This is a genomic window from Klebsiella sp. S69 (genome assembly GCF_016516145.1).
Lineage (GTDB): Bacteria > Pseudomonadota > Gammaproteobacteria > Enterobacterales > Enterobacteriaceae > Klebsiella > Klebsiella oxytoca.
The window spans coordinates 60,314-84,915 of the sequence record NZ_JACVUU010000002.1; the positions used below are offsets into that span (position 1 = coordinate 60,314).

Below are 24,602 nucleotides of genomic sequence, written 5' to 3' on the forward strand. Positions count from 1 at the left end.
ACTCGCTGCATCAATAACGCCAAATTTGAGATAAATAATTCAAGGAATTCAAATGCAAGCGGCAACTGTAGTCATTAACCGCCGCGCTCTGCGACACAACCTGCAACGATTACGTGAACTGGCGCCTGCCAGCAAACTGGTTGCGGTGGTGAAAGCGAACGCCTACGGACACGGTCTTCTTGAGACCGCGCGAACGCTCCCGGACGCCGATGCTTTTGGCGTCGCCCGTCTTGAAGAAGCCCTGCGCCTGCGCGCGGGCGGTATCGCCCAGCCGATTCTGCTGCTGGAGGGGTTCTTTGAGGCCGCTGACCTGGCGATTATTTCCGCCCAGCGTCTGCATACTGCGGTACACAGCCCGGAACAGCTGGCGGCGCTGGAAGATGCCGACTTACCCGAACCGATCACCGTATGGATGAAGCTGGATACCGGAATGCACCGATTAGGCGTTCTGCCCGAACAGGCCGAAGCCTTCTATCAGCGCCTGAGCCAGTGTAAAAACGTCCGTCAGCCGGTAAATATCGTCAGCCATTTTGCCCGTGCGGATGAGCCAGAGTGCGGCGCGACCGAACGTCAGCTGGATATCTTTACCACCTTCGCGGAAGGGAAACCGGGGCTGCGTTCTATCGCCGCATCCGGCGGTATATTGCTGTGGCCGCAGTCGCACTTCGACTGGGCGCGTCCGGGGATCATTCTCTACGGCGTGTCGCCGCTCGACGGTGGATCCACCGGCGCGGATTTTGGCTGCCAGCCGGTGATGTCCCTGACCTCCAGCCTGATTGCGGTCCGCGAGCATAAAGCCGGCGAGCCGGTGGGCTACGGCGGAACCTGGATCAGCGAGCGCGATACGCGTTTAGGCGTTGTGGCGATGGGCTATGGCGATGGCTATCCGCGCGCCGCGCCGTCCGGAACGCCGGTGCTGGTTAACGGGCGTGAGGTGCCGATTGTCGGACGCGTGGCGATGGATATGATTTGCGTCGATCTTGGGCCTGAAGCGCAGGATAAGGCTGGCGATGCGGTCGTGCTGTGGGGCGAAGGTTTACCCGTCGAACGTATTGCCGAAATCACAAAAGTAAGTGCTTACGAACTTATTACGCGCCTGACTTCACGGGTGTCGATGAAGTACGTGGATTAACGTTCTTTCTCGTTTGCCCTGGCAGCGTTGCCGGGGCATGGTCCACAGCCCATCCTGACTTATTTCGTAGAATTGCTGGCTGCCACTTCATTCTATTGGGTCTTCTCCGAGTAGGATTCGTGCGTCGTTATAAAGCCGGTTACGATAATCATTAGGTTGAACAATTGAGTCATCAATGCGTTGCCAAATCTCATCGATTGAATTCGCCACGCTAAACCCGGCGGTTGTGAGTAACTGGCGGATATGTGGGAATTCGTCTTCGTCACAACTGATTGCCAGATAGTTTGCGATGGTGTCTGCTACCAGTTCATATTGCCCTTCTGAATCCAGACGTACCACCTGTGCCTGCTCCAGAGGAATATTATCCGGACCACGCCATAGTCCCACGTACCCCTCATTATCCTCACCAAACCAACTGATAAGTTTATTGGTGGCCTGCATCGCCCTGACGTTGTCAACAATATCGGGATCAGCCCAATCTTTTTCATTTAAATAGCTGGTATCAGACGGCGCTTCCCATTGAGGGTTATCTGTGAGCTCTAACTCAATATATTCAGTAATTTCAGAAAGTTGATTGATTTTCCCACGCAAGAGTAATATCTCGGGAGTCATGGCGTTTGTCCTTGTCTGCGGCGTTATAAATCGATTATCAGAGGCGGGTTTAACGTAATTTTTTATCGTATAACCGCTTTCCTTCCAGAGCATTGTAAAATCAACGTCCGCAATCGGGGGGCTATCCATAAATTCCTTATCCTTTTTTACGTCGTGCTGCTCCAGTTTATGAGGCTTTATGCTATAGGGAATAAAGAAGGTCAACATCCCCTCGATCTTCTTTCGCATCCAGTTTATTGTGTTATGACTTGCCTCATGTAAACCTGGAGAAACATCACGTGTTTCAGAAAGTTGACGCCTACGCTGGCGATCCCATTCTCTCCCTGATGGAGCGTTTTAAAGACGATCCACGTAGTGACAAAGTAAACCTCAGCATCGGTCTTTATTACAACGAAGACGGCATTATTCCGCAGCTGCAGGCGGTTGCCGAAGCGGAGGCGCGCCTTAATGCTCAGCCGCACGGCGCCTCAATCTATTTGCCTATGGAAGGACTGAACGCCTACCGTCACGCTATCGCGCCGCTGTTGTTCGGTGCCGATCATCCGGTACTGGCGCAACATCGCGTGGCCTCCATTCAGACGTTAGGCGGCTCCGGCGCCCTGAAAGTCGGCGCTGATTTCCTGAAACGCTACTTCTCGGGCTCGCAGGTGTGGGTTAGCGATCCGACGTGGGAAAACCATATCGCGATATTCGAAGGGGCTGGATTCGAAGTAAGTACTTACCCATGGTTTGATGATAAAACCAATGGCGTGCGTTTTGAGGCGTTCCTGGAAAAACTCAAATCGCTACCGGAGCGCGATATTGTGCTGCTGCATCCGTGCTGCCATAACCCAACGGGAGCCGATCTCAGCAATGCGCAGTGGGACGACGTCGTTGAGGTGCTGAAAGCGCGTCATTTAATTCCTTTCCTCGATATTGCCTATCAGGGCTTTGGCGCCGGCATGGAAGAGGATGCCTACGCTATCCGCGCCATTGCGCGCGCCGGGATCCCGCTGCTGGTGAGCAACTCCTTCTCGAAAATCTTCTCCCTGTATGGTGAACGCGTGGGCGGACTGTCGATCGTCTGTGAAGATGCAGAAACCGCGGGTCGTGTACTGGGGCAATTGAAAGCGACCGTACGGCGCAACTACTCCAGCCCGCCGAACTTTGGCGCGCAGGTCGTGGCGGCGGTACTGGGCGACAGCGAGCTGAAAGCCTCATGGCTGGCGGAAGTGGAAGAGATGCGTACCCGTATTCTGGCCATGCGTCACGAGCTGGTGAATGTGCTGAAAGAGACGGTGCCGGGCGGTGATTTTGATTACCTGCTTAAGCAGCGCGGCATGTTTAGCTATACCGGTTTCAGCCCAGCCCAGGTTGACCGCCTGCGCGATGAGTTCGGTGTCTACCTGATCGCCAGCGGCCGTATGTGCGTAGCCGGGCTGAATTCAGGCAACGTGCGGCGCGTCGCGCAGGCATTTGCTGCTGTAATATAAGTTTTTCCTGTCCTTTTTTGCCCGCGTCAAATCATGACGCGGGTAATTCCCTACCTGAAGTGTGATCATTCTCTTTTTATATGACATCAGAGCAGAAAAATCTTCCTATCCGCGTCAGCGGGGGGTAAGGTCTTGATGCATTAATAAGCGTACACATTATTGAAAATTATAACGATTCGATTATTTAGGGAAAAATATGCGCAAGATCACCCTGGCCTTTGGGGCCGTCTGCTTACTGTTCACGCTAAATAGCTCCGTCGTTGCTCGCGCTTCCACACCGCAGCCGCTGTGGACGGGCACCAATATGGCGAAACTCGCCGAACAGGCGCCGATCCATTGGGTTTCCGTGGCCCAGATTGAAAATAGCCTGTTGGGGCGCCAGCCGATGGCCGTCGGGTTTGATATTGATGATACCGTCCTGTTTTCCAGCCCGGGCTTCTGGCGCGGGCAGAAAACCTATTCCCCCGGCAGCGATGATTACCTGAAAAATCCGGAGTTCTGGGAAAAAATGAACAACGGCTGGGATGAATTCAGCATGCCGAAAGAGGTGGCGCGCCAGCTGATTGCGATGCACGTGAAGCGCGGCGATAGCATCTATTTTGTGACCGGACGTAGCCAGACCAAAACCGAAACGGTAACGAAAACCCTACAGGATGATTTTCTCATCCCGGCAGCGAATATGAACCCGGTTATTTTTGCTGGCGATAAGCCCGGTCAGAACACCAAAACGCAGTGGCTGCAGGAGAAAGGGATCAAAGTCTTCTACGGCGATTCGGATAACGATATCTCCGCCGCCCGAGAGGTAGGCGCGCGTGGGATCCGTATATTGCGAGCCTCGAATTCCTCCTATAAGCCTCTGCCGATGGCGGGCGCTCAGGGCGAAGAGGTCATTGTGAATTCAGAATATTAAGCCATCCATCGGCGTAAACATCATTAGCTCAAACGGCAGCCGACGCGCTGCCGTTTTTTTGTGCAAAATAGCGCGTCGGAGGTTTTACCTTTTCGCTTATTGCTGCACACTTAGGAAGGTTGATCGGTAAAAGGAGCGGTTTATGTGGCATCAGCAAACTCTGGCCTTAGGCCCGAAATCACGGGGCTTTCATCTGGTCACTGATGAGGTTTTAAGCCAGATTCCCCAGCTTTCGGGAGTTAAAACTGGCCTGCTGCATTTGCTGCTCCAGCATACATCTGCTTCCCTGACGCTAAATGAAAACTGCGATCCGACCGTCCGCTACGATATGGAACAACATTTTCTGCATGCCGTACCGGATAATGCGCCGTATGAACACGATTATGAAGGTCCTGATGATATGCCCTCGCACATTAAATCTTCGATGCTGGGCGTATCGCTGATGCTGCCCGTTCAGGACGGACGCGTCAGGCTGGGGACCTGGCAGGGGATCTGGCTAGGGGAGCATCGTATTCACGGCGGATCGCGCCATATCATCGCGACGCTAATGGGGGAATAAAAATGACAATTTCGGATTTATTGCAGTACTGCATGGCAAAGCCGGGCGCTGAACAAAGCGTACATAGCGACTGGAAAGCGACGCAGATCAAAGCGGCGGACGTCCTGTTTGCGATGGTAAAAGAGGTGGAGGACAATCGGCCTGCGGTATCGTTAAAAACCAGCCCCGAGCTTGCGGAACTGCTAAGGCAGCAGCATCGCGATGTTCGCCCCAGCAAACATCTCAATAAAGCCCACTGGAGTACGGTGTTTCTGGATGGCTCCCTGCCTGATTCGCAAATTTACTACCTGGTGGATGCTTCATACCAGCAGGCGCTCGATTCACTTTCCGAGGCTAAGCGTAAACTATTTCCATAGCGTTAAATCCTCCCCAGCAGCGCCAGCAGGGTCACATCAAACAGGCGAAGCAGCGTGGAGTGCAGGTGCGTCTGCATGGCGATCTGTTCATTGCTGGCGCGAATGCTGGCAATATCGCGCTGCCCTTCGAGGAGCAGAATGAGATCGTCCTGACTTAACCAGCCGCGCGCTTTCTCCTGTAATGCCTGAAGCGTGAGCATTCCGGCGTCGCGAATGCCGCTGTCTTCATCATTTACTATCGCCTCCATAAGCTGTAGCCATTCTGCCGTATTCACGCCTGCGCCGGTCACCTGGGCGCTGACTTCTTTAATGATGGACATGGTTATCTCCCTGAACGCAGCTGTTCGCCGCTGATGGCCTGCTGATAAAGATATTCCGTTTGTTGCGCCAGAGCTCCGGCCGTGAAGGGCGTCAGCGCTGCATCCTGGCGGGAAACATGCGTGTAAAGCCGCTGATAATTCTTCTCCAGCTCGCGCAGATTATCCTGCCGCAGCGCATCACCGTCGCTTAATGCCAGGCTAAATAGCTGACGAATCTGGCGATCCTCTTGTCTTAATAAGCGTTGGTCGACCGGCGCTGTCGCTGCATCGCTGATGAACTGCAGATGAAGCTGTTCCAGCATCAATAGCTGCTGGTGGGCCGTATTGCTGTAGCCGTCTACCCAGCTGCAGGCGGTCGTCACCAATAGCGCCGCGATAAGAGTGAATTGATAAAATCCGTGTTTGAAAGACATGATGCATCCTGCAATTTATGGCCGTGACGCTATCTGATGACAGATGTCGTGCGGCCGCAAATCACAAAATATCAGCGGGAGAAAAATGAGAGAAAATGATGCCTCTTCCCGGGATGAGAAGAGGCAGGTGAGGTTACTTCAGCATGGGCTTGAGGAAGCGAGCGGTATATGAAGCCTCGCATTCGGCGACCGTTTCCGGCGTTCCGGAAACGAGGATCTCTCCGCCGCCGCTTCCGCCTTCCGGCCCAAGGTCAACGATCCAGTCAGCCGTTTTGATGACATCCAGGTTATGCTCAATCACCACGATGGTATTACCCTGATCGCGCAGCTGATGCAGTACTTCCAGCAGCTGCTGAATATCGGCAAAGTGCAGACCGGTGGTCGGTTCATCAAGGATATACAGCGTCTGCCCGGTACCGCGTTTGGACAGCTCGCGCGCCAGCTTGACGCGCTGGGCCTCGCCGCCGGAGAGCGTAGTCGCCGACTGGCCAAGGCGAATATAGGTCAGCCCGACGTCCATCAGCGTTTGCAGCTTACGTGCCAGCGCCGGAACCGCATCGAAGAACTCACGGGCTTCTTCAATGGTCATATCCAGCACTTCATGAATCGTTTTGCCTTTGTACTTAATCTCCAGCGTTTCGCGGTTATAGCGTTTGCCTTTGCACTGGTCGCACGGTACGTAGATATCCGGCAGGAAGTGCATCTCGACTTTGATCACGCCGTCGCCCTGGCAGGCTTCACAGCGGCCGCCGCGCACGTTAAAGCTGAAGCGGCCCGGCGTGTAGCCACGCGAACGTGATTCAGGTACGCCGGCAAACAGTTCACGGACCGGAGTAAAGACGCCGGTGTAGGTGGCCGGGTTGGAGCGCGGCGTACGGCCGATTGGACTCTGGTCGATGTCGATCACTTTATCGAAATGTTCCAGACCCTGTACATCGCGGTACGGCGCCGGTTCCGCAATGGTGGCACCGTTGAGCTGGCGCTGGGCAATCGGGAACAGCGTGTCGTTGATCAGCGTGGATTTACCTGACCCTGAAACGCCGGTAATACAGGTGAAGAGCCCCACCGGCAGCGTCAGCGTTACGTCTTTCAGGTTGTTACCGCGCGCGCCGGACAGCTTCAGCACTTTCTCTGGATTCGCGGATACGCGCTGTTTCGGCACCTCAATTTTACGCTTGCCGCTCATGAACTGGCCGGTCAGCGATTCCGGCACTGCCATGATATCTTCCAGCTTACCCTCGGCCACGACCTGACCGCCGTGCACGCCGGCGCCAGGTCCGATATCGATAACGTGGTCAGCGGCGCGAATAGCATCTTCATCGTGCTCAACGACAATCACCGTGTTGCCGAGATTACGCAGGTGGATTAGGGTTCCCAGCAGGCGTTCGTTATCGCGCTGATGCAGACCGATAGAGGGCTCATCCAGTACGTACATCACGCCGACCAGGCCTGCGCCGATCTGGCTGGCGAGGCGGATACGCTGCGCTTCGCCGCCGGAGAGGGTCTCCGCCGAACGGGAGAGCGTCAGGTAGTTCAGGCCGACATTGACGAGGAATTTCAGACGATCGCCAATCTCTTTCAGTACTTTTTCGGCAATTTGCGCGCGCTGGCCGGAGAGCTTCAGGTTGTTGAAGAAGTCCATCGCGTGGCCGATGCTCATGTCTGAGATGGTCGGCAGCGGCGTATTTTCCACAAACACGTGCCGCGCTTCGCGCTTAAGGCGCGTCCCTTCACAGCTGGCGCAGGGACGATTGCTAATGAATTTAGCTAACTCTTCGCGTACTGCGCTGGATTCCGTCTCTTTATAACGGCGCTCCATATTATGCAGCACGCCTTCAAACGGATGACGGCGTACGGAGGTATCGCCGCGATCGTTCATATATTTGAATTCAATATTCTCTTTGCCTGAACCGTACAGCACGACCTTTTGTACGCTGGTATTGAGCGTGCCCCAGGGTGCTTCAACATCGAATTCATAATGTTCCGCCAGCGACTTCAGCATCTGGAAGTAGTAAAAATTGCGCCGATCCCAGCCGCGAATCGCTCCGCCCGCCAGCGACAGCTCAGGGTTCTGAATCACGCGCTCCGGATCGAAATACTGCTGGACGCCGAGGCCGTCGCAGGTAGGGCAAGCGCCTGCCGGGTTGTTGAAGGAGAACAGGCGCGGTTCCAGTTCGCGCATGCTGTAGCCGCAAATCGGGCAGGCGAAGTTGGCGGAAAACAGCAGCTCTTCGGCTTTCGGATCGTCCATATTGGCGACGATGGCGGTGCCGCCCGACAGCTCCAGCGCGGTCTCAAAGGACTCGGCCAGACGCGTGCTGAGATCGTCGCGGACCTTAAAGCGGTCGATCACGACTTCGATGGTATGTTTCTTTTGCAGCTCCAGCTTCGGCGGATCGGAGAGATCGCAGACTTCGCCGTCGATCCTCGCGCGGATATAGCCCTGCCCGGCGAGGTTTTCCAGCGTTTTGTTATGTTCGCCTTTGCGCTCTTTAATGATCGGCGCCAGCAGCATCAGGCGCTGACCTTCAGGCTGGGAGAGAACATTATCCACCATCTGGCTCACGGTTTGCGCCGCCAGCGGCACATCGTGATCCGGGCAGCGGGGCTCGCCGACGCGCGCGTACAGCAGGCGCAGATAGTCGTGAATTTCGGTAATGGTGCCTACCGTAGAGCGGGGGTTGTGGGACGTTGATTTCTGTTCAATGGAAATCGCCGGCGACAGCCCTTCAATATGGTCGACGTCGGGCTTCTCCATCAGCGACAGGAACTGCCGCGCGTAGGCGGAGAGCGATTCAACGTAGCGACGCTGCCCTTCGGCATACAACGTGTCGAAAGCCAGTGAGGATTTGCCTGAACCCGAAAGCCCGGTGACGACAATGAGTTTGTCGCGTGGGATGACGAGGTTGATATTTTTGAGATTATGGGTGCGGGCGCCCCGAACTTCGATCTTATCCATTCACCTTTCCCGGTAGATACGCGGATTGCCTGGTTTGTTAGAAGGACAAACGGCAGAAACGGCTAATTATGACACAATTTAACCTGTTTGAATATACAGTATTGGAATGCATTTTCCGGCGAGGTATGCAAAAATGTCGTACCGCGAGAGTTCTCTGGAACATACTTCCCAGCTATCAACATAGCACCTGGAAATGGTACACTCGCGCGTTTACACTATTAAGAAACGCATTCAGGAGACACAAACATGGCCAGCAGAGGCGTAAACAAGGTGATTCTCGTCGGTAATCTGGGCCAGGACCCGGAAGTACGCTACATGCCGAGTGGTGGCGCAGTTGCCAACATTACGCTGGCTACTTCCGAATCCTGGCGTGATAAAGCGACCGGTGAGATGAAAGAGCAGACTGAATGGCACCGCGTTGTGCTGTTCGGCAAACTGGCGGAAGTGGCCGGCGAATATCTGCGCAAAGGTTCTCAGGTCTATATTGAAGGCCAGCTGCGCACCCGTAAATGGACTGACCAATCCGGTCAGGAAAAATACACCACCGAGGTTGTAGTCAACGTTGGTGGCACGATGCAAATGCTCGGCGGTCGTCAGCAGGGCGCGGGCGCCCCGGCAGGCGGTGGTCAGCAGCAGGGCGGTTGGGGACAGCCTCAGCAGCCGCAGGGCGGAAACCAGTTCAGCGGCGGCGCGCAGTCGCGTCCGCAGCAGCAGGCTCCGGCAGCGCCTTCCAATGAGCCGCCGATGGACTTTGACGACGATATTCCGTTCTAACGAAGCGTTAGCGTCGTAAAGCCCTCTCTGAAAAAGCCCCTGTTTGGGGCTTTTTCTATTTTCTGACACAGCTTATCTGCATTAATTCACTGTGTGGCAGGTGTGGCAGGTGTGGCAGGTGTGGCAGGTGTGGCAGGTGTGGCAGGCGGATTTACTGCCGACGCGACCTGATTTTTAGAAGCCGCCGTCGCCTGCTGCTTACGCGCCATTTCATCCACGATCAGCCGATAAGCAATGTAGTACTTATAGATATTGCTGACATAGCTTACGGTCTCGGAGCCGATTTTCTCGGCGGCCAGATACTCAACGTTGCCAAACCACACGTTCGGGTCAAAACCGCGCCTTTTAGTATCCGCCCGTAGCCGGGCAATGCGCCCGGGGCCCGCGTTATAAGAGGCGAACGAGAACAGCGCCTTATCAAGCTGGGTCATAGGTTCATCGCCATAGTAGCGATCTATCATCCAGCGCATGTATTTCACCCCCGCATGAATATTGGGGTCGAGCTGCTTAATATCGCCGACGTTGAGCTCCTTACCGGTGCTCGGCATGACCTGCATAACGCCAATGGCGCCGACGTGGCTACGCACCGACTGATTAAGCCGCGATTCCTGATACCCCTGAGCGGCCATCAGCAGCCAGTCAACATCGTAGCGATCGCCATATTTGCGAAAGATCTCCACCATGGCCAGAAATTTACGCCGTTCTTTTTGCCCCGCCGCGTTTTTAACGTAGCTGGCATCCTTCAGGTAGCGCAGCAGTATCGTATTACCCAGCCTGCTGCCCTGGCGATTCTTATTGATGAACGCATTAAGCAGGGCCAGCAGCTGCGGGCTATTGTTACGTACCGCCCAACCGATATTACCTTCGTCGCGCAGAACAATGTTCTGATGAACCTGAATCCTGGGGAAGACCTGTTTCCAGAACAGGGCCTTGTGGCGGTCGACCACGATCAATGGGATCAGACCCGCGCTGAGCATCTCTATCAGATCCTCATCTTCCAGCGCTTCGGGCGCCGGTTCGATGGTGATGGGGGGCAGCGATTGCTGCGCAAAGCGTGCGTTGAGCGCGACCAGGCTCGCGTAATAGCTGGATGAGGTGCGGACAAAGACCGTTTTACCAGAAAGCTGCTGTAGATCGTCCACTTTGGGAGAGCCGGGACCAGAAAGAAGCAGCTCCTGAACGTGAGAATAGAGCGGCGCAGTAAAGGTCATCTCCTGCTGACGCTCAGGCGTGATCGTCAGGTTGGCGGCAATAATATCCCCTTTACCTGCGTTAAGCGCGCTGACGAGCTGGTCACGGGCCACCGGAACAAAGATGATCCGCACTTTAAGGTGACGATGCTTGAGCTTTTTCTCTTTCGCCAGGCTTTGATTGAGACTGCGTTCAAACTCCATAAATATATCGTGAGTCGCGCCGCGCTGGGTGCCTTTATTGATAAAGAAAAAAGTTTTGCTGAAGGGGGTTAATACGCGAATGGTTCGCCGGTCGAGCATACCCGGTAAATCTCCCCTCCATGGCTGTAGCATATCGTCAACGTTGACTTCCAGGGCGTCGCGTTCCGCTGGTTCTGATCGTTTGTTCTCTGTAGCCGCGTAACCGGATGTGAGGCACAGTAGCGCGGCAAAGCATGCCAGCCAGCCGACAAGGTATCGATAGAACGACGAAGTGTTCATGGCGCGGTGCTCCGCAGGGGGATGGTCTTATTTTAGTCAATTTCTGGCCGTTAGCATGTCCGCGAACAAGTGTGAGAATCGGTTAGCCGGTTATTTTAATTATTTTATTAATTAGCATGCTCGGTATTTTTGGCGAGATTATAAAACTATAAATCTCTAATTAATTGTGGAGGCAATATGATTGAATTATGTTTTTTTAATGTGGATATTATTCATTTTTTTAATTTCGCTTTCCTCTAAATGCACTTTTACCATTCCTATCTTTTTGTTTTTATTGCATTAACAAAAAACATTCATACGATAAATAATTATCGACTTGATAATAAATCTCATTTCTAATAACGTTGAGTGGCACAATAATCCTATTACTGCTGTTCGGCAAAGGCTATCAAAGAATAGCGTGGCGCGTTTATTTCTTCGTTTTTGCCAGAGTAATAAATCTATTTTGGCCACCCATTATGATTGCTATCTCGCTATTTAAGCGGGAGGGCCTGACTACGCCAAAAAGAGATGTTGCTCTATGCAGGGAATGTTTATCTGACGGAAGAAGAAGGCGTGCCCCGACAGCAAAAAAGAAAACAGGGCATATTCCATGAAACACAGTTCACACTACTCGCTGGCCGCGCTGATCCCGATGGCCATCTGGGGAGGGATGCTGCCAGCGCAGGCCGCTGATGGCACGACTCCAGACGATACGAAGAAATCTGAAACGACTGCGGTAAATGACGATGAAACCATGGTGGTCACCGCGGCGGCGCAAACGCTGCAAGCCCCCGGAGTATCCACCATCACCGCCGAAGAAATCCGTAAACATCCGCCCGCGCGCGATGTCTCCGAGCTGATTCGTACCCAGCCCGGCGTCAACCTCACCGGTAACTCTACCAGCGGGCAGCGCGGCAATAACCGCCAGGTCGATATCCGCGGCATGGGGCCGGAGAACACCCTGATTCTGGTGGATGGTAAACCGGTGACCAGCCGTAATTCCGTGCGCTATGGCTGGCGCGGCGACCGCGATACCCGCGGTGATACCAGCTGGGTGCCGGCGGAAATGATCGACCATATCGACGTCATTCGCGGCCCTGCTGCGGCCCGCTACGGTAACGGCGCGATGGGCGGAGTGGTCAATATCGTCACTAAACCGGCCACCAGCGAGTGGCATGGTTCATGGAATACCTATATGAACGCGCCTCAGCACCGTAAAGAGGGCGCGACGAAACGGACAAACTTTAGCCTCAACGGCCCGCTATCGGATGAGGTCAGCTTTAATTTATGGGGAAATCTGAGCAAAACGCAGGCCGATGCCCAGGATATTAATTCCGGTCATGAAGCAGCGCGAACCGGTAGCTATGCGGGATCGTATCCTGCAGGACGCGAAGGGGTAGTGAATAAAGATATTCACGGCAAGCTGCGCTGGGAGTTTGCGCCAATGCAGGCGCTGGAGTTTGAAACCGGCTACAGCCGCCAGGGCAACCTGTATGCAGGGGATACCCAGAATACTAACACCAGCACGTTGGTGAAAAGTATGTACGGTAAAGAGACTAACCGTCTCTATCGTCAGACTTACGGCGTGACGTGGACCGGCGGCTGGGATAACGGCGTGACCAGCAATACCTGGGCGCAGTATGAGCACACCCGTAACTCGCGCATGAACGAGGGGCTGGCGGGCGGAACGGAAGGGATCTTCTCCAGCAGCGAATTCTCCGATATCGACCTGTCGGATGTGCTGCTGCACAGCGAGGTCAATATTCCGTTTACCCTGGGATTTGAGCAGAATCTGACGCTGGGTACCGAGTGGAACCAGCAGCGGATGAAGGATGGCGTGTCGACTACCCAGTCACTCTCTTATGGCTCCGTTGACGGCGTTTCGGCAACCGGCCGTAGTCCTTATTCCAGCGCCGAGATCTTCTCGCTGTTTACCGAAGACAATATCGCGCTGACCGATAGCACCATGCTGACGCCCGCTCTGCGCTTCGATCATCACAGCATCGTCGGTAATAACTGGAGCCCATCGCTGAATCTCTCGCAGGGGCTGGCGGATGACTGGACGCTGAAGCTGGGGATCGCCCGCGCCTATAAAGCGCCGAACCTTTATCAGCTTAACCCGAACTATATCCTCTACAGCAACGGCCAGGGCTGCTATGCCAGCAGCTCAGCCTGTTACCTGATGGGGAATAGCGATCTGAAGGCGGAAACCAGCGTCAATAAAGAGATTGGCCTTGAGTATAAGCACAATGGCTATCAGGCCGGGCTGACTTACTTCCGTAACGATTACCATAACAAGATTGAATCGGGCTACTCGGCGGTGGGGACGGCCAGCAACGGCACCACCAATATTTACCAATGGGAAAACGTACCGAAGGCGCTGGTTGAAGGGCTGGAGGGCTCGCTGAATCTCCCGGTAAGCGAAACGGTCAACTGGAGCAACAACCTGACGTGGATGCTGCAGAGTAAGAATAAGACCACCGGCGATCGCCTGTCGGTGATCCCGCAGTTTACGCTGAACTCTACCCTGAGCTGGCAGGCACGCGACGATCTTTCGCTGCAGAGCACGTTCACCTGGTATGGCCGCCAGAAACCTAAACGCTTCAATTATAAAGGCGAGTCTGTTTCCGGCAGCGAGTTGAACGAAGTGAGCCCGTACAGCATTGTCGGTCTTAGCGCGACCTGGGATGTGAATAAAAACCTGAGCCTGACCAGCGGAGTGGACAACCTGTTCGATATTCGCCACTACCGTGCTGGTAACGCGCAGACGACGGGAAATTCGACGACCGGCGCTTATCTGTATGGTGCAGGTGCGGAAACTTATAATGAATCGGGGCGGACGTTTTATGTCAGCGTGAATACGCATTTCTGATTAACGATTCAAACACCCGCCGGAATAATGAACTATTCCGGCTTGTTATTTTTTATGCCGGGAAAAACCAGTGATATAAATTATGACAAAATCTCCACGGCCTCTACACAATTAATTCAACTTAGCAGCCTACAATGAATCCTGTTAATCGGATCTGCTTGATCCCGGAAACGGTTAACGGTGGCATCCTGCCATTTCCATTCTAAAGTAGTTCCTCTTCCCCCTTCCATTCCCAACCGCAGCAATGCGGAGGAGGGGGAGCCTCTATCAGGTCAGGTTCAGGCTTCTGCGAAACTGTGTTGGTGTCATCGTATAATACCTTTTAAAGGTTCGGTTAAAGGCGCTGATATCTTCATAACCAGCCATCAGACAAATATCAACGATGCGGAAAGGCGGGTTGATCTGCAATAAATTAAGGGATAGTTGCATTCGCTGCTGGCGGATATACGCCATCGGCGACATGTTAAAATAGTGGCGAAACAGGCGAAAGAGATGCCACTCGGAGTAGCCGGAAAAGCGGCTTAGCGCCTGCATCGTGAGCTTCTTTGCAAGATTGTTTTTTATCCATTGCACCAGTTCGTTAAGCACTGAACGCTGAATTTCATTTCGCGGCATAATGTCTACCCATTTCATTACTATAGAAATCTGACTGCATAATTTATTCAATATCTCTTCATTTTATCTACGGGATTATGCGTTAATTTCTCCCTGTTCCTGGTTTATTCCAGAGAGCATCATTCCTAACAAGATCTTTTCCCCCTTTCAACCAATGAGAAAGGGGGCTTTTTGTTTTTTAGTTAAAAAAACAAAAACTATAGAGTTTCCATGTTATGAGGAAATGCTTATCTGACCAGGCTCAAGAGGGAAGGTTCCGTAGAAAAATATTTTTTTCAATATTCTCTCGTATCCATATTTTCTCCATTTTCTCGTCATAATTGCGTGCAATTCTGCGCCTCGTTCAGGTTATTTAAGATTGCGTCAGCAACTGTCTGGTGCAATGAACAGCATTATTCCCGGCAGGTATCTGCTATTGCTAAATATCTTCTAGACGACACCTTCATGCTAAAAAAAACGAGTATCATCGCCGGTCTATTGATTTCCCCTTTGACGCTCTATGCATCAACTTCATATACGGTTGATGACATTCGTTTCGAGGGTCTACAGCGCGTTACCGTCGGCGCCGCGCTACTGAGCATGCCTGTTCATACAGGAGAAGAGGTTTCTAATGAGGATATCAGCGACTCGGTCCGCGCCCTGTATGCCAGCGGCAATTTTGACAACGTACAGATCCTGCGCGATGGCAGCACGCTGGTAGTACAGGTAAAAGAGCGGCCTACCATCGCTAAAATCAGTTTTTCCGGCAATAAATCCGTTAAGGATGATGCCCTGAAAGAGAACCTGGCCGCCAGCGGCATTGAAGAAGGCAGCGCGCTGGATCGCAATACCCTTACGGAAATAGAAAAAGGATTACAGGATTTCTATTACAGTACAGGAAAATACAGCGCTCAGGTTCATGCCGTCGTCACCCCGCTGCCGCGTAACCGCGTTGATTTAAAGTTTGTCTTTCAGGAGGGGGTCTCGGCGAAAATTGCGCAAATAAATATTATTGGCAACAAGGCTTTTAGTGAAGAAACATTATTGGATCAGCTGCAGCTACGTGACAGCGTTCCGTGGTGGAACGTGATTGGCGATAAGAAATATCAAAAGCAAAAGATGGCGGCGGATCTTGAAACCCTTCGTAGCTATTATCTCGATCGCGGCTATGCGCGTTTTAGCATAAATTCAAGCCAGGTGAGTATTACGCCGGATAAAAAATCGCTATATATCACCATTAATATTGCCGAAGGTGCTCGTTATAAAGTCGCCAGTACGATGGTGACCGGCGATATGGCGCAGCATACTCAGGAAATTGAGGCGCTGGTGAATCCTTTAGCGGGGAAATGGTATAGCGGTGCGGAAATCACGGCGGTCGAGAACAGTATTAAGACGCTGCTGGGAAAATATGGCTATGCCTGGCCGCAGGTGAACACCCTATCGGATATTAATGATGCGGAAAAAAGCGTCATTTTGCATATCAGCGTCGATGCCGGACGCCGTTATTCGGTACGCCAGATTCGCTTTCAGGGTAACGATACTTCCCGTGATGCGGTGCTGCGTCGCGAAATGCGGCAGATGGAAGGTGCGTGGCTGAATGATGAGAAGGTCGAGCAGGGAAAAACGCGGCTGGATCGTACAGGATTTTTCGAAACTGTCGACAAGCAGATTGTTCCGGTAAGCGGTAGCCAGGATCAGGTGGACGTGGTCTATAAGGTGAAGGAGCGCAATACCGGCTCCTTTAACGTGGGTCTGGGCTTCGGCACCGATAGCGGCGTGAGCTACCAGCTCGGCGTCACCCAGGATAACTGGCTGGGAACCGGTAATAGCGTCAGCTTCAACGGCACGCGCAACAGTTACCAGTCCTATCTTGAGCTGGGAGCGACAAACCCTTACTTCACCGTGGATGGCGTTAGCCTCGGCGGTAAAATCTTCTACAACAGCTACGACGCCTCGGATGCCGATTCCGGGAGTTACAACCAGCAAAGCTACGGCGTTGGCAGTACGCTGGGATTCCCGATTAGCGAGAATAACGCTCTTAACCTGGGCCTGGACTATGTCCATAACCGCCTGACCAATATGGACCCGGAGCTCACCACCTGGAGCTATCTTAACTCGCGGGGCATCTATCCTGACGTTGTCACCAAAGATGGCGATAGCGGTGCGACCTATAGCGCCAATGACTATTTTGCCAGCGTTGGCTGGAGCTATAACAACCTGGATCGCGGTTTCTTCCCCCGGGCGGGGAATAAAAGCAGCCTGACCGCCAAGGTTACCGTACCCGGTTCGGATAACAGCTATTACAAAGTGACTTTCGATACCACCCAGTATATGCCGCTGACCGAGAACAAAAGCTGGGTGTGGATGGAGCACCTGCGTGCGGGCTATGCCGATGGGCTGAACGGCAAATCGGTGCCGTTTTACGATAACTTTTATGCCGGTGGATCGTCGTCGGTTCGCGGATTTTCGTCCAATACAATTGGCCCAAAAGCAGCGTATTATCGTTGTAATGGTTCTGAAAGCAGCTACAGCACCTGTCCGCTGGATTCTTCATCCGATGCGGTTGGCGGTAACGCGATGGCGGTCCTGAACAGCGAATTTATTGTGCCGACGCCGTTTGTGAATGACAAATATGCCGACAGCCTGCGAACGTCGCTATTCCTCGATGCCGGTACGGTATGGAGTACCACCTGGCAAAATACCGGTCAGACGCTGGCGGCAGGGATCCCGGACTATGGCGACCCTTCGCATATCCGTATGTCTGCCGGGATTGCGGTGCAGTGGATGTCGCCGTTAGGCCCGCTGGTGTTTTCCTGGGCTGAGCCATTTAAAAAATACGATGGAGATAAAGCTGAGCAGTTCCAGTTTAATATTGGTAAAACCTGGTGATGCCCGCGTTTAATATGCGCACAATCGCTTAGATATTTTTGACTCACTCCCGGTGTAATATTACAGGCTACCGCTTTTGGTAGCCTGTAATTTATTGTCAATATATACTTATTTATGTATGTTCATTGCTGGCGCTATCGTTGATTATTATGGCTAACCATTCATTGTTATAATGCAATAATCACGCTACATCTTAGTGAGTATAAAGCTCTTTGAGTATTGTCTGATATCACATTATTAATCGATCGCCTTGCGGTTATCTATGATGAATGCTATCAATATATAGAGTCATTAATCAGCAATGCACGCAAGGATAGAAAATGAAATGGACTATTCATAATACTCTTGTCTGCCCGCATTCCGGGGTAGCTTTTTCCTCAATTTCCAGCCTGCGGTTTTTAAAGTTTATTCTGTGGTATGAGGCCGACATTTTATTACTGCCGGGAGAGTCGATAAAACTCTACTCATCGAGCGTGTTAATCAACGAGCAATATCATGCGGTAAAAGTTTATAACATCACGCGATACGATGAAGCGCAGTGGGAGAAGCTGCGGGAGCGGCCTTCCTGTCCTTATCATTCTACCGCCACGACGGCAGACTCCTGCCGTTACCAGGCGCTCTGCGCCATAAAACGCTGCCCAAACGACTTTCCACGTGCAGTACCGGGGCTGCCGTCGGGGCAGCACGATCTGGGCCAGCAGATACGGTAAAACCTGACCCGTATCTGGCCATTGTTGTTGTTCATGCAGGTGATGTATTGTCACAAAGGGGGGAGAGTGCAGCAGATTCCCGGTGATTAAGGTCTTACTCTTCTCTGGTGGCCAGAAGAGACGCATCATCCCGGAGGCGGCACGTAGTCCCTGTCCTCCGGGCTACCCTTTTGTTGGCCCTGTCGCCCGGCTATGCACAGTGCGGACCGGGGATTTTCGCTAACGGCGCTTCGCCAGTGCGGGCATTCACGATGGTGTGGGCGTGGCCGCCCGGATAAGGCGGCCCGAAATCAGGTCATCATCATCGGCCATTCAGGCGGAGTCTGGCTCATGACTTCAATCATCACGTCCTTGATATTGCCCCAGATTTTCGCCACGTCCAGCAGCGTAATGCCCAACAGACCGGTGGCAAACCAGCAGGCCGCGGCCAGGCCAATACAGCTACAGATTACCGCTAAACCGGCATAATCACTTTTACGCAGCTGAATGTTCAACGAGCTGGCCAGAAACATCAGCACTGCGCTCACGAGCGGCCAGCGCAAAAGTACGACACTGGTAGTAATGGAAGCCATCAACCTATCCTCAACGAAATTTGGAAGCCTTTGACAACCTGGCGAGACTGACGGTGATGCGATGCTCTGGCTATCTTCAGGCAAACAAGAACGTAATGAAACAACGTTTTTGTTTCATCAGCTAATGTGAACTATATCACATTTGTTCTTTTATTCACCAGTCCAAAATGGGAGTTTTCTTGCGCTCATTGACCCTGCAAAGTTCGTGGTTAATAAGGGGGGAGGGAGAGCTTTCATTGCGAAGGTCGATTATAAGCGATAGTCGAGCGCATTTCTTTTTTTAATAAGGTTTAGGTTCTGCGGATTTTATTACATATTCCGGCGAATTATACGGATAAACCGAATTAGATAGTGGGGCTAATCTCATTATGTTGAGAATGTTTCTCACGTCTTGCATTAGCAAGTATTATTCATCATTCATAGTCATGAGGTTTTTACGTCAAAGCGTGGGTTGCTGAGATACCCTGATTCATATCACAGTAAGAGGAATCATCGGGGCCTTTCACCTTGATTAAGGCGTATCGCATGGATAAAAAGCGTAAATGAGTCGTAGCGCGCCACACAAGGCGTTGAGAATTGTTGGCATCGTGCTGGTCATTCTGCTACCGGTGGTGCTGGCATTGTGGTTTGCGCAAATCCGCGCCAAAGCGGAAACCGCCGATCAGCTGCGGCTGTTTTCTCGGCTGGCGCTACAAAAAACGGAGTTGGTTATTCGAGAAGCTGACGAAGCGCGCGATAAGGCCCGTTTGTATCAGGGAGAAGTGTGTTCGCCGTATCATCAGCAATATCTGCTCGGCATTGTACGCGGTCTGCTCTATATCGACGACTTAATCTACGCCAACGGCAGCCATTTTTTCTGCTCCACTGCGGTACGCCGCGAGATGGGGTGGCAAATTCCGGCCGCAACCTATACCAAAAAGCCGGATATCGCGATTTACTACTACCGCGAAACGCCTTTCTACCCTGGCTATGCGATGAACTATCTGCAGCGCGGCCACTATGTGGTGGTGATTAATCCGCTCTCGTTCAGCGCGCTGATATCCAGTGACAGCAATCTCGCCTGGGGCGTGTTTGATACCAAAACGAACCATTTTTTTTCCGTCAGCAAGAACGCCGACCCTGAGGAATTACGTCATCTGATTCGCGCTGAAGAGGCGCTCTTTCAGCAGGATGGCCGCGTTTATGCCATCGCCCATTCCATCGTTCGCCCGATTGCCGTCATCATGTCCACCTCGCGCGTCAGCTATTACCAGAATTTTTATAATCAGGTGACGCTGACTCTGCCGCTGGGGCTGATTTGCAGCGTGTTGCTGTTACTGGTGTGGTCGCGTACGCGGCAGCAGTACCACTCTCCGCGTAATATGCTGCAGCGCGCGTTAAGCCGTCGCCAGCTGTGCCTGCACTATCAACCGATTATCGATATTAAAAATCACCGCTGCGTTGGTACCGAAGCGTTATTGCGCTGGCCGGGGTTTGATGGCCCGGTGATGAGTCCGGCGGAGTTTATTCCGCTGGCGGAAAACGAAGGGATGATCGCCCAGGTTACTGACTATGTCATCGATGAGGTATTTTCCGATCTCGGCGAATTTCTGGCGCGGCATCCGCACCTGTACGTAGCGATTAATCTCTCGGCTGCTGATTTTCAATCCGCGCGCTTGATTGAGCATATCAATGAGAAGGTCCGGCGCTACGCCATCAAGGCGGAACAAATAAAAATCGAAGTGACCGAACGCGGGTTTATTGACGTCCCGAAAACGACGCCGGTGATTCAGGCTTTTCGCGACGCGGGATATGAAATCGCTATCGATGACTTCGGCACCGGCTACTCCAATCTGAACAATCTCCATGCGCTCAACGTCGATATCCTCAAGATTGATAAATCTTTTGTCGATACGCTGTCAAACAACACCACCAGCCACCTGATTGCCGAACATATCATCCAGATGGCGAACAGCCTGCATTTAAAGATCGTCGCTGAAGGCGTGGAAACGGCAGAGCAGGTCGCCTGGCTACAAAAGCGGGGCGTGCAATATTGCCAGGGCTGGCTTTTTGCGAAAGCGATGCCGCCGCAGGAGTATATGCAGTGGCTGGCTAACGACCGCACCAGCCTCTGCCCCTGGCAACAACGTTATCAGGCGGAAATCTGATGGCGATAGTCGGTAGGCGTACGGTCGAATTCGCGGCGGAATACCCGTGAGAAAGTCTGCTGCGATACGTAGCCGAGATCCATCGCGATATCAAAAATAGGGCGCTGGGTGGTTCTTAGCGCTTCCGCAGCGAGCAGCAGACGGCGCTGGCGAATGTAATCACCTAGCGTTTGATGCATCACGGAGCGGAACATCCGCTGGAGATACCATTTTGAGTATCCCGATTTTCTGGCGACTACATCAATGTTAAGTGGTTGATCGATATGTTCATCAATCCATTCAATAAGCGTTTGGATAATATCCTGATGGGACATAAAGCGGCCTCTCTCAATTCTCGATTCGTCGTTTTGTCTGCGGGCGAGTATAATTCCTCAAGTTAACTTGAGGTAAAGCGCTTTATGGAAAAGAAATCTCCCCGCATCAAAATGCTGCTGACTCCCGGCGAAGTGGCAAAACGAACCGGCGTGGCCGTCTCCGCGCTGCACTTTTATGAAAGCAAAGGGCTGATCCACAGCCAGCGCAACGCGGGCAATCAGCGGCGCTACCGGCGCGACGTCCTGCGTGCGGTGGCGATCATTAAGATTGCGCAACGCATTGGTATTCCGCTGGCCACTATCGGTGATGCATTTGGCGTACTGCCGGAAGGGCATAACCTCAGCGCCAAAGAGTGGAAGATGCTGTCGTCCCAGTGGCGGGAGGAGCTGGACCGACGGATTCACACCCTGACCGCGCTGCGCGATCAGCTTGATGGCTGCATCGGCTGCGGCTGCCTGTCGCGCCGCGACTGTCCGTTACGCAACCCGGGCGATAAGCTGGGAGAAGAGGGGACCGGCGCACGGCTGCTGGAAGAGGATTAAAAAACTAAAGCGCCACAACAGGGCGCTTTAGTTGTTTTCCGGTCTTGGTCTTTCGCACTATCCCGCTGGTACGCAGGAGGGTTTCCCCCGACGTCGGCTCACCTCAGTATTGCGCAATATGTTGATGGAGGTTCCGGTTTGCGCCGACAACTTAAGTGTGGCTCTTTTCTCTGATTTTGCCGCCTCAGGTTGCCGAAAAATTCCCGTCATTCGCTGCCTGTTCCTATAGTTAATTTGAACAAACAGCGGGAGAGGCCCATGTTAACGGTACATCATCTCAATCAGTCACGATCGCAGCGCGTATTATGGGCGCTGGAAGAGTTGCAGCTGCCTTATCAGGTTGTCTCTTATCAGCGGGGAAAGGATATGCTCGCGCCAGCGGAGTTAAAAAGCGTTCATCCGTTGGGGAAATCGCCGGTCGTTGAAGATAACGGCCATATTCTGGCGGAGTCCGGCGCCATTCTGGAGTATTTACAGGAAACCTATGATAGCGCCAGGCGCTTAAAGCCTGAGTCGGTGGAAGATAAACTGCAATACCGCTTTTGGCTGCACTATGCCGAGGGTTCGCTGATGCCCCTGCTGCTGATGAAGCTGGTGTTTTCCAGCCTGGGCAAGCCCCCGGTGCCGTTTGGCATACGCACGCTGGGCAATGCATTAGGCAAAGGGGTGCAAAAGGCCTGGCTTAACCGACAGGTTGAGACCCATGCCCGCTTTATTGAATCGCACCTTTCTCGCCAGCGCTGGTTTGCCGGCGCTGAGCTGAGTATGGCTGATATTCAGATGAGCTTTCCGGCAATGGCGCTGCTGGCGCGCGGCGGGGTGGGGGATTTACCGCATCTGACGCAGTGGGTTCAGCGGGTAGAGCAGCGTCCGGCCTGGCAGAAGGCGATTGAGCGTGGGGGCCCATTTACCTTACCCGGCGAATGAACCATTACTAAAGCCGATGACAGGGGAAAATTGCTATCAGCGCAATACAAAAATGTTACCGGATTGCGCATGGACGATAACGTTTGCGCATCGGCTGGTTATTTCATGAACGTCATAAGCGAAATTTAGCTAAATCCGACAAACTTCTGTTGAAAAGGCCCGTCTAAAGGCTGGATAATCGTTTGCCTTTTTATTTTGCTCATCATTTCCTCTGCTGACAGGGGGGAGCAAAGTCATTCTTCACACCGTATTGTATGCGCGGAGTTAAACGTTTGCTTTTCACAGCCCCTGGCGCTGCGATGTAGCACAAGGAGATCGCGTTTAACTGGCAGTGGATGGTCCACCTCGCATCCAGACGAACGATAAAAATTCTCAGGGGAAGTTTTCTATGTCTACGCCTTCAGTGCGTACCGGCGGTTCATTGGACGCCTGGTTTAAAATTTCTGCTCGCGGCAGTACCGTGCGTCAGGAAATCGTTGCCGGTCTTACCACCTTCCTGGCGATGGTCTACTCCGTCATCGTGGTGCCGGGGATGCTCGGCAAAGCGGGTTTTCCGCCAGCTGCGGTATTTGTTTCCACCTGTCTGGTTGCCGGCGTCGGCTCGCTGGTGATGGGGCTGTGGGCGAACCTGCCGCTGGCGATTGGCTGCGCCATCTCGCTGACCGCTTTTACCGCTTTTAGCCTGGTGCTGGGCCAACAGATCAGCATTCCGGTCGCGCTGGGCGCGGTCTTCCTGATGGGCGTACTGTTTACCGTCATCTCCGCAACCGGCATTCGTAGCTGGATCCTGCGTAACTTGCCGCAGGGCGTTGCGCACGGCACGGGGATTGGTATCGGTCTGTTCCTGTTGCTGATTGCCGCCAACGGCGTTGGTCTGGTGATCAAAAACCCGCTGGACGGTCTGCCGGTGGCGCTGGGTAATTTTGACAGTTTCCCGGTGATTATGTCGCTGGTCGGGCTGGCGGTGATTATTGGCCTCGAAAAACTGAAAGTGCCGGGCGGTATCCTGCTGACGATTATCGGCGTTTCGATTATCGGCCTGATCTTCGATCCTAACGTTCACTTCTCCGGCATCTTCGCCATGCCGTCGCTGAGCGATGATAAAGGCAACTCGCTGATCGGCAGCCTGGATATCGTGGGCGCGCTCAACCCGGTCGTGCTGCCAAGCGTGCTTGCGCTGGTGATGACCGCGGTGTTTGACGCCACCGGCACGATCCGCGCGGTGGCCGGTCAGGCGAACCTGCTGGATAAAGACGGGCAGATTATCAACGGCGGCAAAGCGCTGACCACCGACTCCCTGAGCAGCGTCTTCTCCGGCCTGGTCGGGGCGGCGCCGGCGGCAGTGTATATCGAGTCTGCTGCCGGTACGGCGGCGGGCGGTAAAACCGGCCTGACCGCAGTGACCGTCGGCGTGCTGTTCCTGCTGATCCTGTTCCTCTCTCCGCTCTCCTATCTGGTTCCGGCTTATGCTACCGCGCCGGCGCTGATGTACGTCGGCCTGCTGATGCTGAGCAACGTGGCGAAAATCGATTTCAACGACTTTGTTGATGCGATGGCGGGGCTCATCACCGCGGTCTTTATCGTGCTGACCTGTAACATCGTTACCGGCATCATGATTGGTTTTGCGGCGCTGGTGATTGGCCGTCTGGTATCCGGCGAATGGCGTAAGCTGAACCTGGGGACGGTGATTATCGCCGCGGCGCTGGTCATCTTCTATGCTGGCGGTTGGGCGATTTAACTTTTCCTGCTAACGGCGGGCGGCTTTGGCCGCCCGTTTAATTTTTAAGCCACATCCTGTTTCCTTTTGCGTTAATCTGAGTAGCGTATTATGCCGAGACATGACGCCTCAGATGTAAAAAAGAAAACGCAGCA

21 protein-coding genes are annotated in these 24,602 nt (G+C 53.2%); 13 read left to right on the plus strand and 8 right to left on the minus strand.

The genetic code is table 11. From position 1 onward, the window contains the following. Nucleotides 1-52: 52 nt before the first annotated feature. The gene (alr, locus tag IAE27_RS02525) at nucleotides 53-1,132 is read left to right on the plus strand and encodes an alanine racemase (protein WP_004109522.1); all 1,080 of its coding nucleotides are present in this window, start codon (nucleotides 53-55) and stop codon (nucleotides 1,130-1,132) included. Nucleotides 1,133-1,219: 87 nt separating this feature from the next. Here alr and IAE27_RS02530 read toward each other — a convergent pair whose 3' ends face one another. After that, a complete protein-coding gene (locus IAE27_RS02530; protein WP_227685220.1) occupies nucleotides 1,220-1,951 on the minus strand; it encodes a hypothetical protein in 732 nt (243 codons plus the stop codon). A gap of 71 nt (nucleotides 1,952-2,022) precedes the next feature. Between IAE27_RS02530 and tyrB the strand changes: the two genes are divergently transcribed. From tyrB to IAE27_RS02550, 4 genes are all read left to right on the plus strand, one after another. Beyond that, entirely contained in the window at nucleotides 2,023-3,216 is a 1,194-nt protein-coding gene (gene tyrB / locus IAE27_RS02535) for an aromatic amino acid transaminase (RefSeq protein ID WP_004109518.1), read from the plus strand. A gap of 196 nt (nucleotides 3,217-3,412) precedes the next feature. Continuing rightward, nucleotides 3,413-4,126 carry an acid phosphatase AphA gene (aphA, locus tag IAE27_RS02540; RefSeq protein ID WP_004109510.1) on the plus strand — a complete coding sequence of 238 codons (714 nt, stop codon included), beginning with the start codon at nucleotides 3,413-3,415 and terminating at the stop codon, nucleotides 4,124-4,126. 142 nt (nucleotides 4,127-4,268) lie between these two features. Next, nucleotides 4,269-4,685, plus strand: coding sequence for a secondary thiamine-phosphate synthase enzyme YjbQ (locus tag IAE27_RS02545; protein ID WP_016808431.1), 417 nt, complete (start codon nucleotides 4,269-4,271; stop codon nucleotides 4,683-4,685). A 2-nt stretch (nucleotides 4,686-4,687) separates the two neighbouring features. After that, nucleotides 4,688-5,041: an MmcQ/YjbR family DNA-binding protein gene (locus tag IAE27_RS02550; RefSeq protein WP_142475477.1), complete on the plus strand. Its 354-nt coding sequence runs from the start codon at nucleotides 4,688-4,690 to the stop codon at nucleotides 5,039-5,041. 2 nt (nucleotides 5,042-5,043) lie between these two features. On the opposite strand, the gene IAE27_RS02555 is transcribed toward IAE27_RS02550, so the two are convergent. The 3 genes from IAE27_RS02555 to uvrA all read right to left on the minus strand — a co-directional run bounded on the left by IAE27_RS02555 (nucleotide 5,044) and on the right by uvrA (nucleotide 8,733). After that, nucleotides 5,044-5,361 carry a hypothetical protein gene (locus IAE27_RS02555; protein ID WP_004109504.1) on the minus strand — a complete coding sequence of 106 codons (318 nt, stop codon included), beginning with the start codon at nucleotides 5,359-5,361 and terminating at the stop codon, nucleotides 5,044-5,046. Nucleotides 5,362-5,363: 2 nt separating this feature from the next. Beyond that, the gene (locus IAE27_RS02560) at nucleotides 5,364-5,774 is read right to left on the minus strand and encodes a hypothetical protein (protein ID WP_142475476.1); all 411 of its coding nucleotides are present in this window, start codon (nucleotides 5,772-5,774) and stop codon (nucleotides 5,364-5,366) included. Nucleotides 5,775-5,907: 133 nt separating this feature from the next. Then, a complete protein-coding gene (gene uvrA / locus IAE27_RS02565; protein WP_142475475.1) occupies nucleotides 5,908-8,733 on the minus strand; it encodes an excinuclease ABC subunit UvrA in 2,826 nt (941 codons plus the stop codon). Nucleotides 8,734-8,979: 246 nt separating this feature from the next. Between uvrA and ssb1 the strand changes: the two genes are divergently transcribed. Beyond that, on the plus strand, nucleotides 8,980-9,507 hold the full coding sequence (gene ssb1, locus IAE27_RS02570; protein WP_004097799.1) for a single-stranded DNA-binding protein SSB1: 528 nt from the start codon (nucleotides 8,980-8,982) through the stop codon (nucleotides 9,505-9,507). A gap of 86 nt (nucleotides 9,508-9,593) precedes the next feature. Here the strand turns inward: ssb1 and IAE27_RS02575 are convergent, their stop codons facing one another. Then, nucleotides 9,594-11,180, minus strand: a complete 1,587-nt coding sequence (locus tag IAE27_RS02575) for a lytic transglycosylase F (RefSeq protein ID WP_200091697.1) — start codon at nucleotides 11,178-11,180, stop codon at nucleotides 9,594-9,596. Between the two features lie 592 nt (nucleotides 11,181-11,772). On the opposite strand from IAE27_RS02575, the gene IAE27_RS02580 reads away from it, so the two are divergent. Then, nucleotides 11,773-14,034: a TonB-dependent siderophore receptor gene (locus IAE27_RS02580; RefSeq protein ID WP_004109493.1), complete on the plus strand. Its 2,262-nt coding sequence runs from the start codon at nucleotides 11,773-11,775 to the stop codon at nucleotides 14,032-14,034. A gap of 267 nt (nucleotides 14,035-14,301) precedes the next feature. Here IAE27_RS02580 and IAE27_RS02585 read toward each other — a convergent pair whose 3' ends face one another. Beyond that, the gene (locus tag IAE27_RS02585) at nucleotides 14,302-14,649 is read right to left on the minus strand and encodes a helix-turn-helix domain-containing protein (protein ID WP_016808427.1); all 348 of its coding nucleotides are present in this window, start codon (nucleotides 14,647-14,649) and stop codon (nucleotides 14,302-14,304) included. A gap of 444 nt (nucleotides 14,650-15,093) precedes the next feature. Here IAE27_RS02585 and bamA point away from each other — a divergent pair, with 444 nt between their 5' ends. Together bamA and iraM are read left to right on the plus strand one after the other, a co-directional pair. Beyond that, nucleotides 15,094-17,517, plus strand: coding sequence for an outer membrane protein assembly factor BamA (gene bamA, locus IAE27_RS02590; RefSeq protein WP_070557082.1), 2,424 nt, complete (start codon nucleotides 15,094-15,096; stop codon nucleotides 17,515-17,517). A gap of 320 nt (nucleotides 17,518-17,837) precedes the next feature. Next, nucleotides 17,838-18,227 (plus strand): anti-adapter protein IraM, encoded by a 390-nt coding sequence (gene iraM, locus IAE27_RS02595; RefSeq protein ID WP_004109486.1) that lies wholly within the window; start codon nucleotides 17,838-17,840, stop codon nucleotides 18,225-18,227. A gap of 290 nt (nucleotides 18,228-18,517) precedes the next feature. Here iraM and IAE27_RS02600 read toward each other — a convergent pair whose 3' ends face one another. Beyond that, nucleotides 18,518-18,799, minus strand: a complete 282-nt coding sequence (locus tag IAE27_RS02600) for a YjcB family protein (protein ID WP_004109483.1) — start codon at nucleotides 18,797-18,799, stop codon at nucleotides 18,518-18,520. Between the two features lie 542 nt (nucleotides 18,800-19,341). On the opposite strand from IAE27_RS02600, the gene IAE27_RS02605 reads away from it, so the two are divergent. Further along, complete coding sequence (locus tag IAE27_RS02605; protein WP_200091700.1) at nucleotides 19,342-20,946, plus strand: EAL domain-containing protein; 1,605 nt, start codon at nucleotides 19,342-19,344, stop codon at nucleotides 20,944-20,946. On the opposite strand, the gene soxS is transcribed toward IAE27_RS02605, so the two are convergent. Further along, nucleotides 20,931-21,260, minus strand: a complete 330-nt coding sequence (soxS, locus tag IAE27_RS02610; RefSeq protein WP_004109478.1) for a superoxide response transcriptional regulator SoxS — start codon at nucleotides 21,258-21,260, stop codon at nucleotides 20,931-20,933. The two genes, IAE27_RS02605 and soxS, sit on opposite strands and share 16 nt — an antisense overlap. A gap of 84 nt (nucleotides 21,261-21,344) precedes the next feature. Here soxS and soxR point away from each other — a divergent pair, with 84 nt between their 5' ends. From soxR to IAE27_RS02625, 3 genes are all read left to right on the plus strand, one after another. Then, entirely contained in the window at nucleotides 21,345-21,803 is a 459-nt protein-coding gene (gene soxR, locus IAE27_RS02615; RefSeq protein WP_004109476.1) for a redox-sensitive transcriptional activator SoxR, read from the plus strand. A gap of 258 nt (nucleotides 21,804-22,061) precedes the next feature. Further along, entirely contained in the window at nucleotides 22,062-22,730 is a 669-nt protein-coding gene (locus IAE27_RS02620; RefSeq protein ID WP_004109473.1) for a glutathione S-transferase family protein, read from the plus strand. 388 nt (nucleotides 22,731-23,118) lie between these two features. Further along, the gene (locus IAE27_RS02625; protein ID WP_070557079.1) at nucleotides 23,119-24,468 is read left to right on the plus strand and encodes an NCS2 family permease; all 1,350 of its coding nucleotides are present in this window, start codon (nucleotides 23,119-23,121) and stop codon (nucleotides 24,466-24,468) included. Nucleotides 24,469-24,602 lie beyond the last annotated feature (134 nt).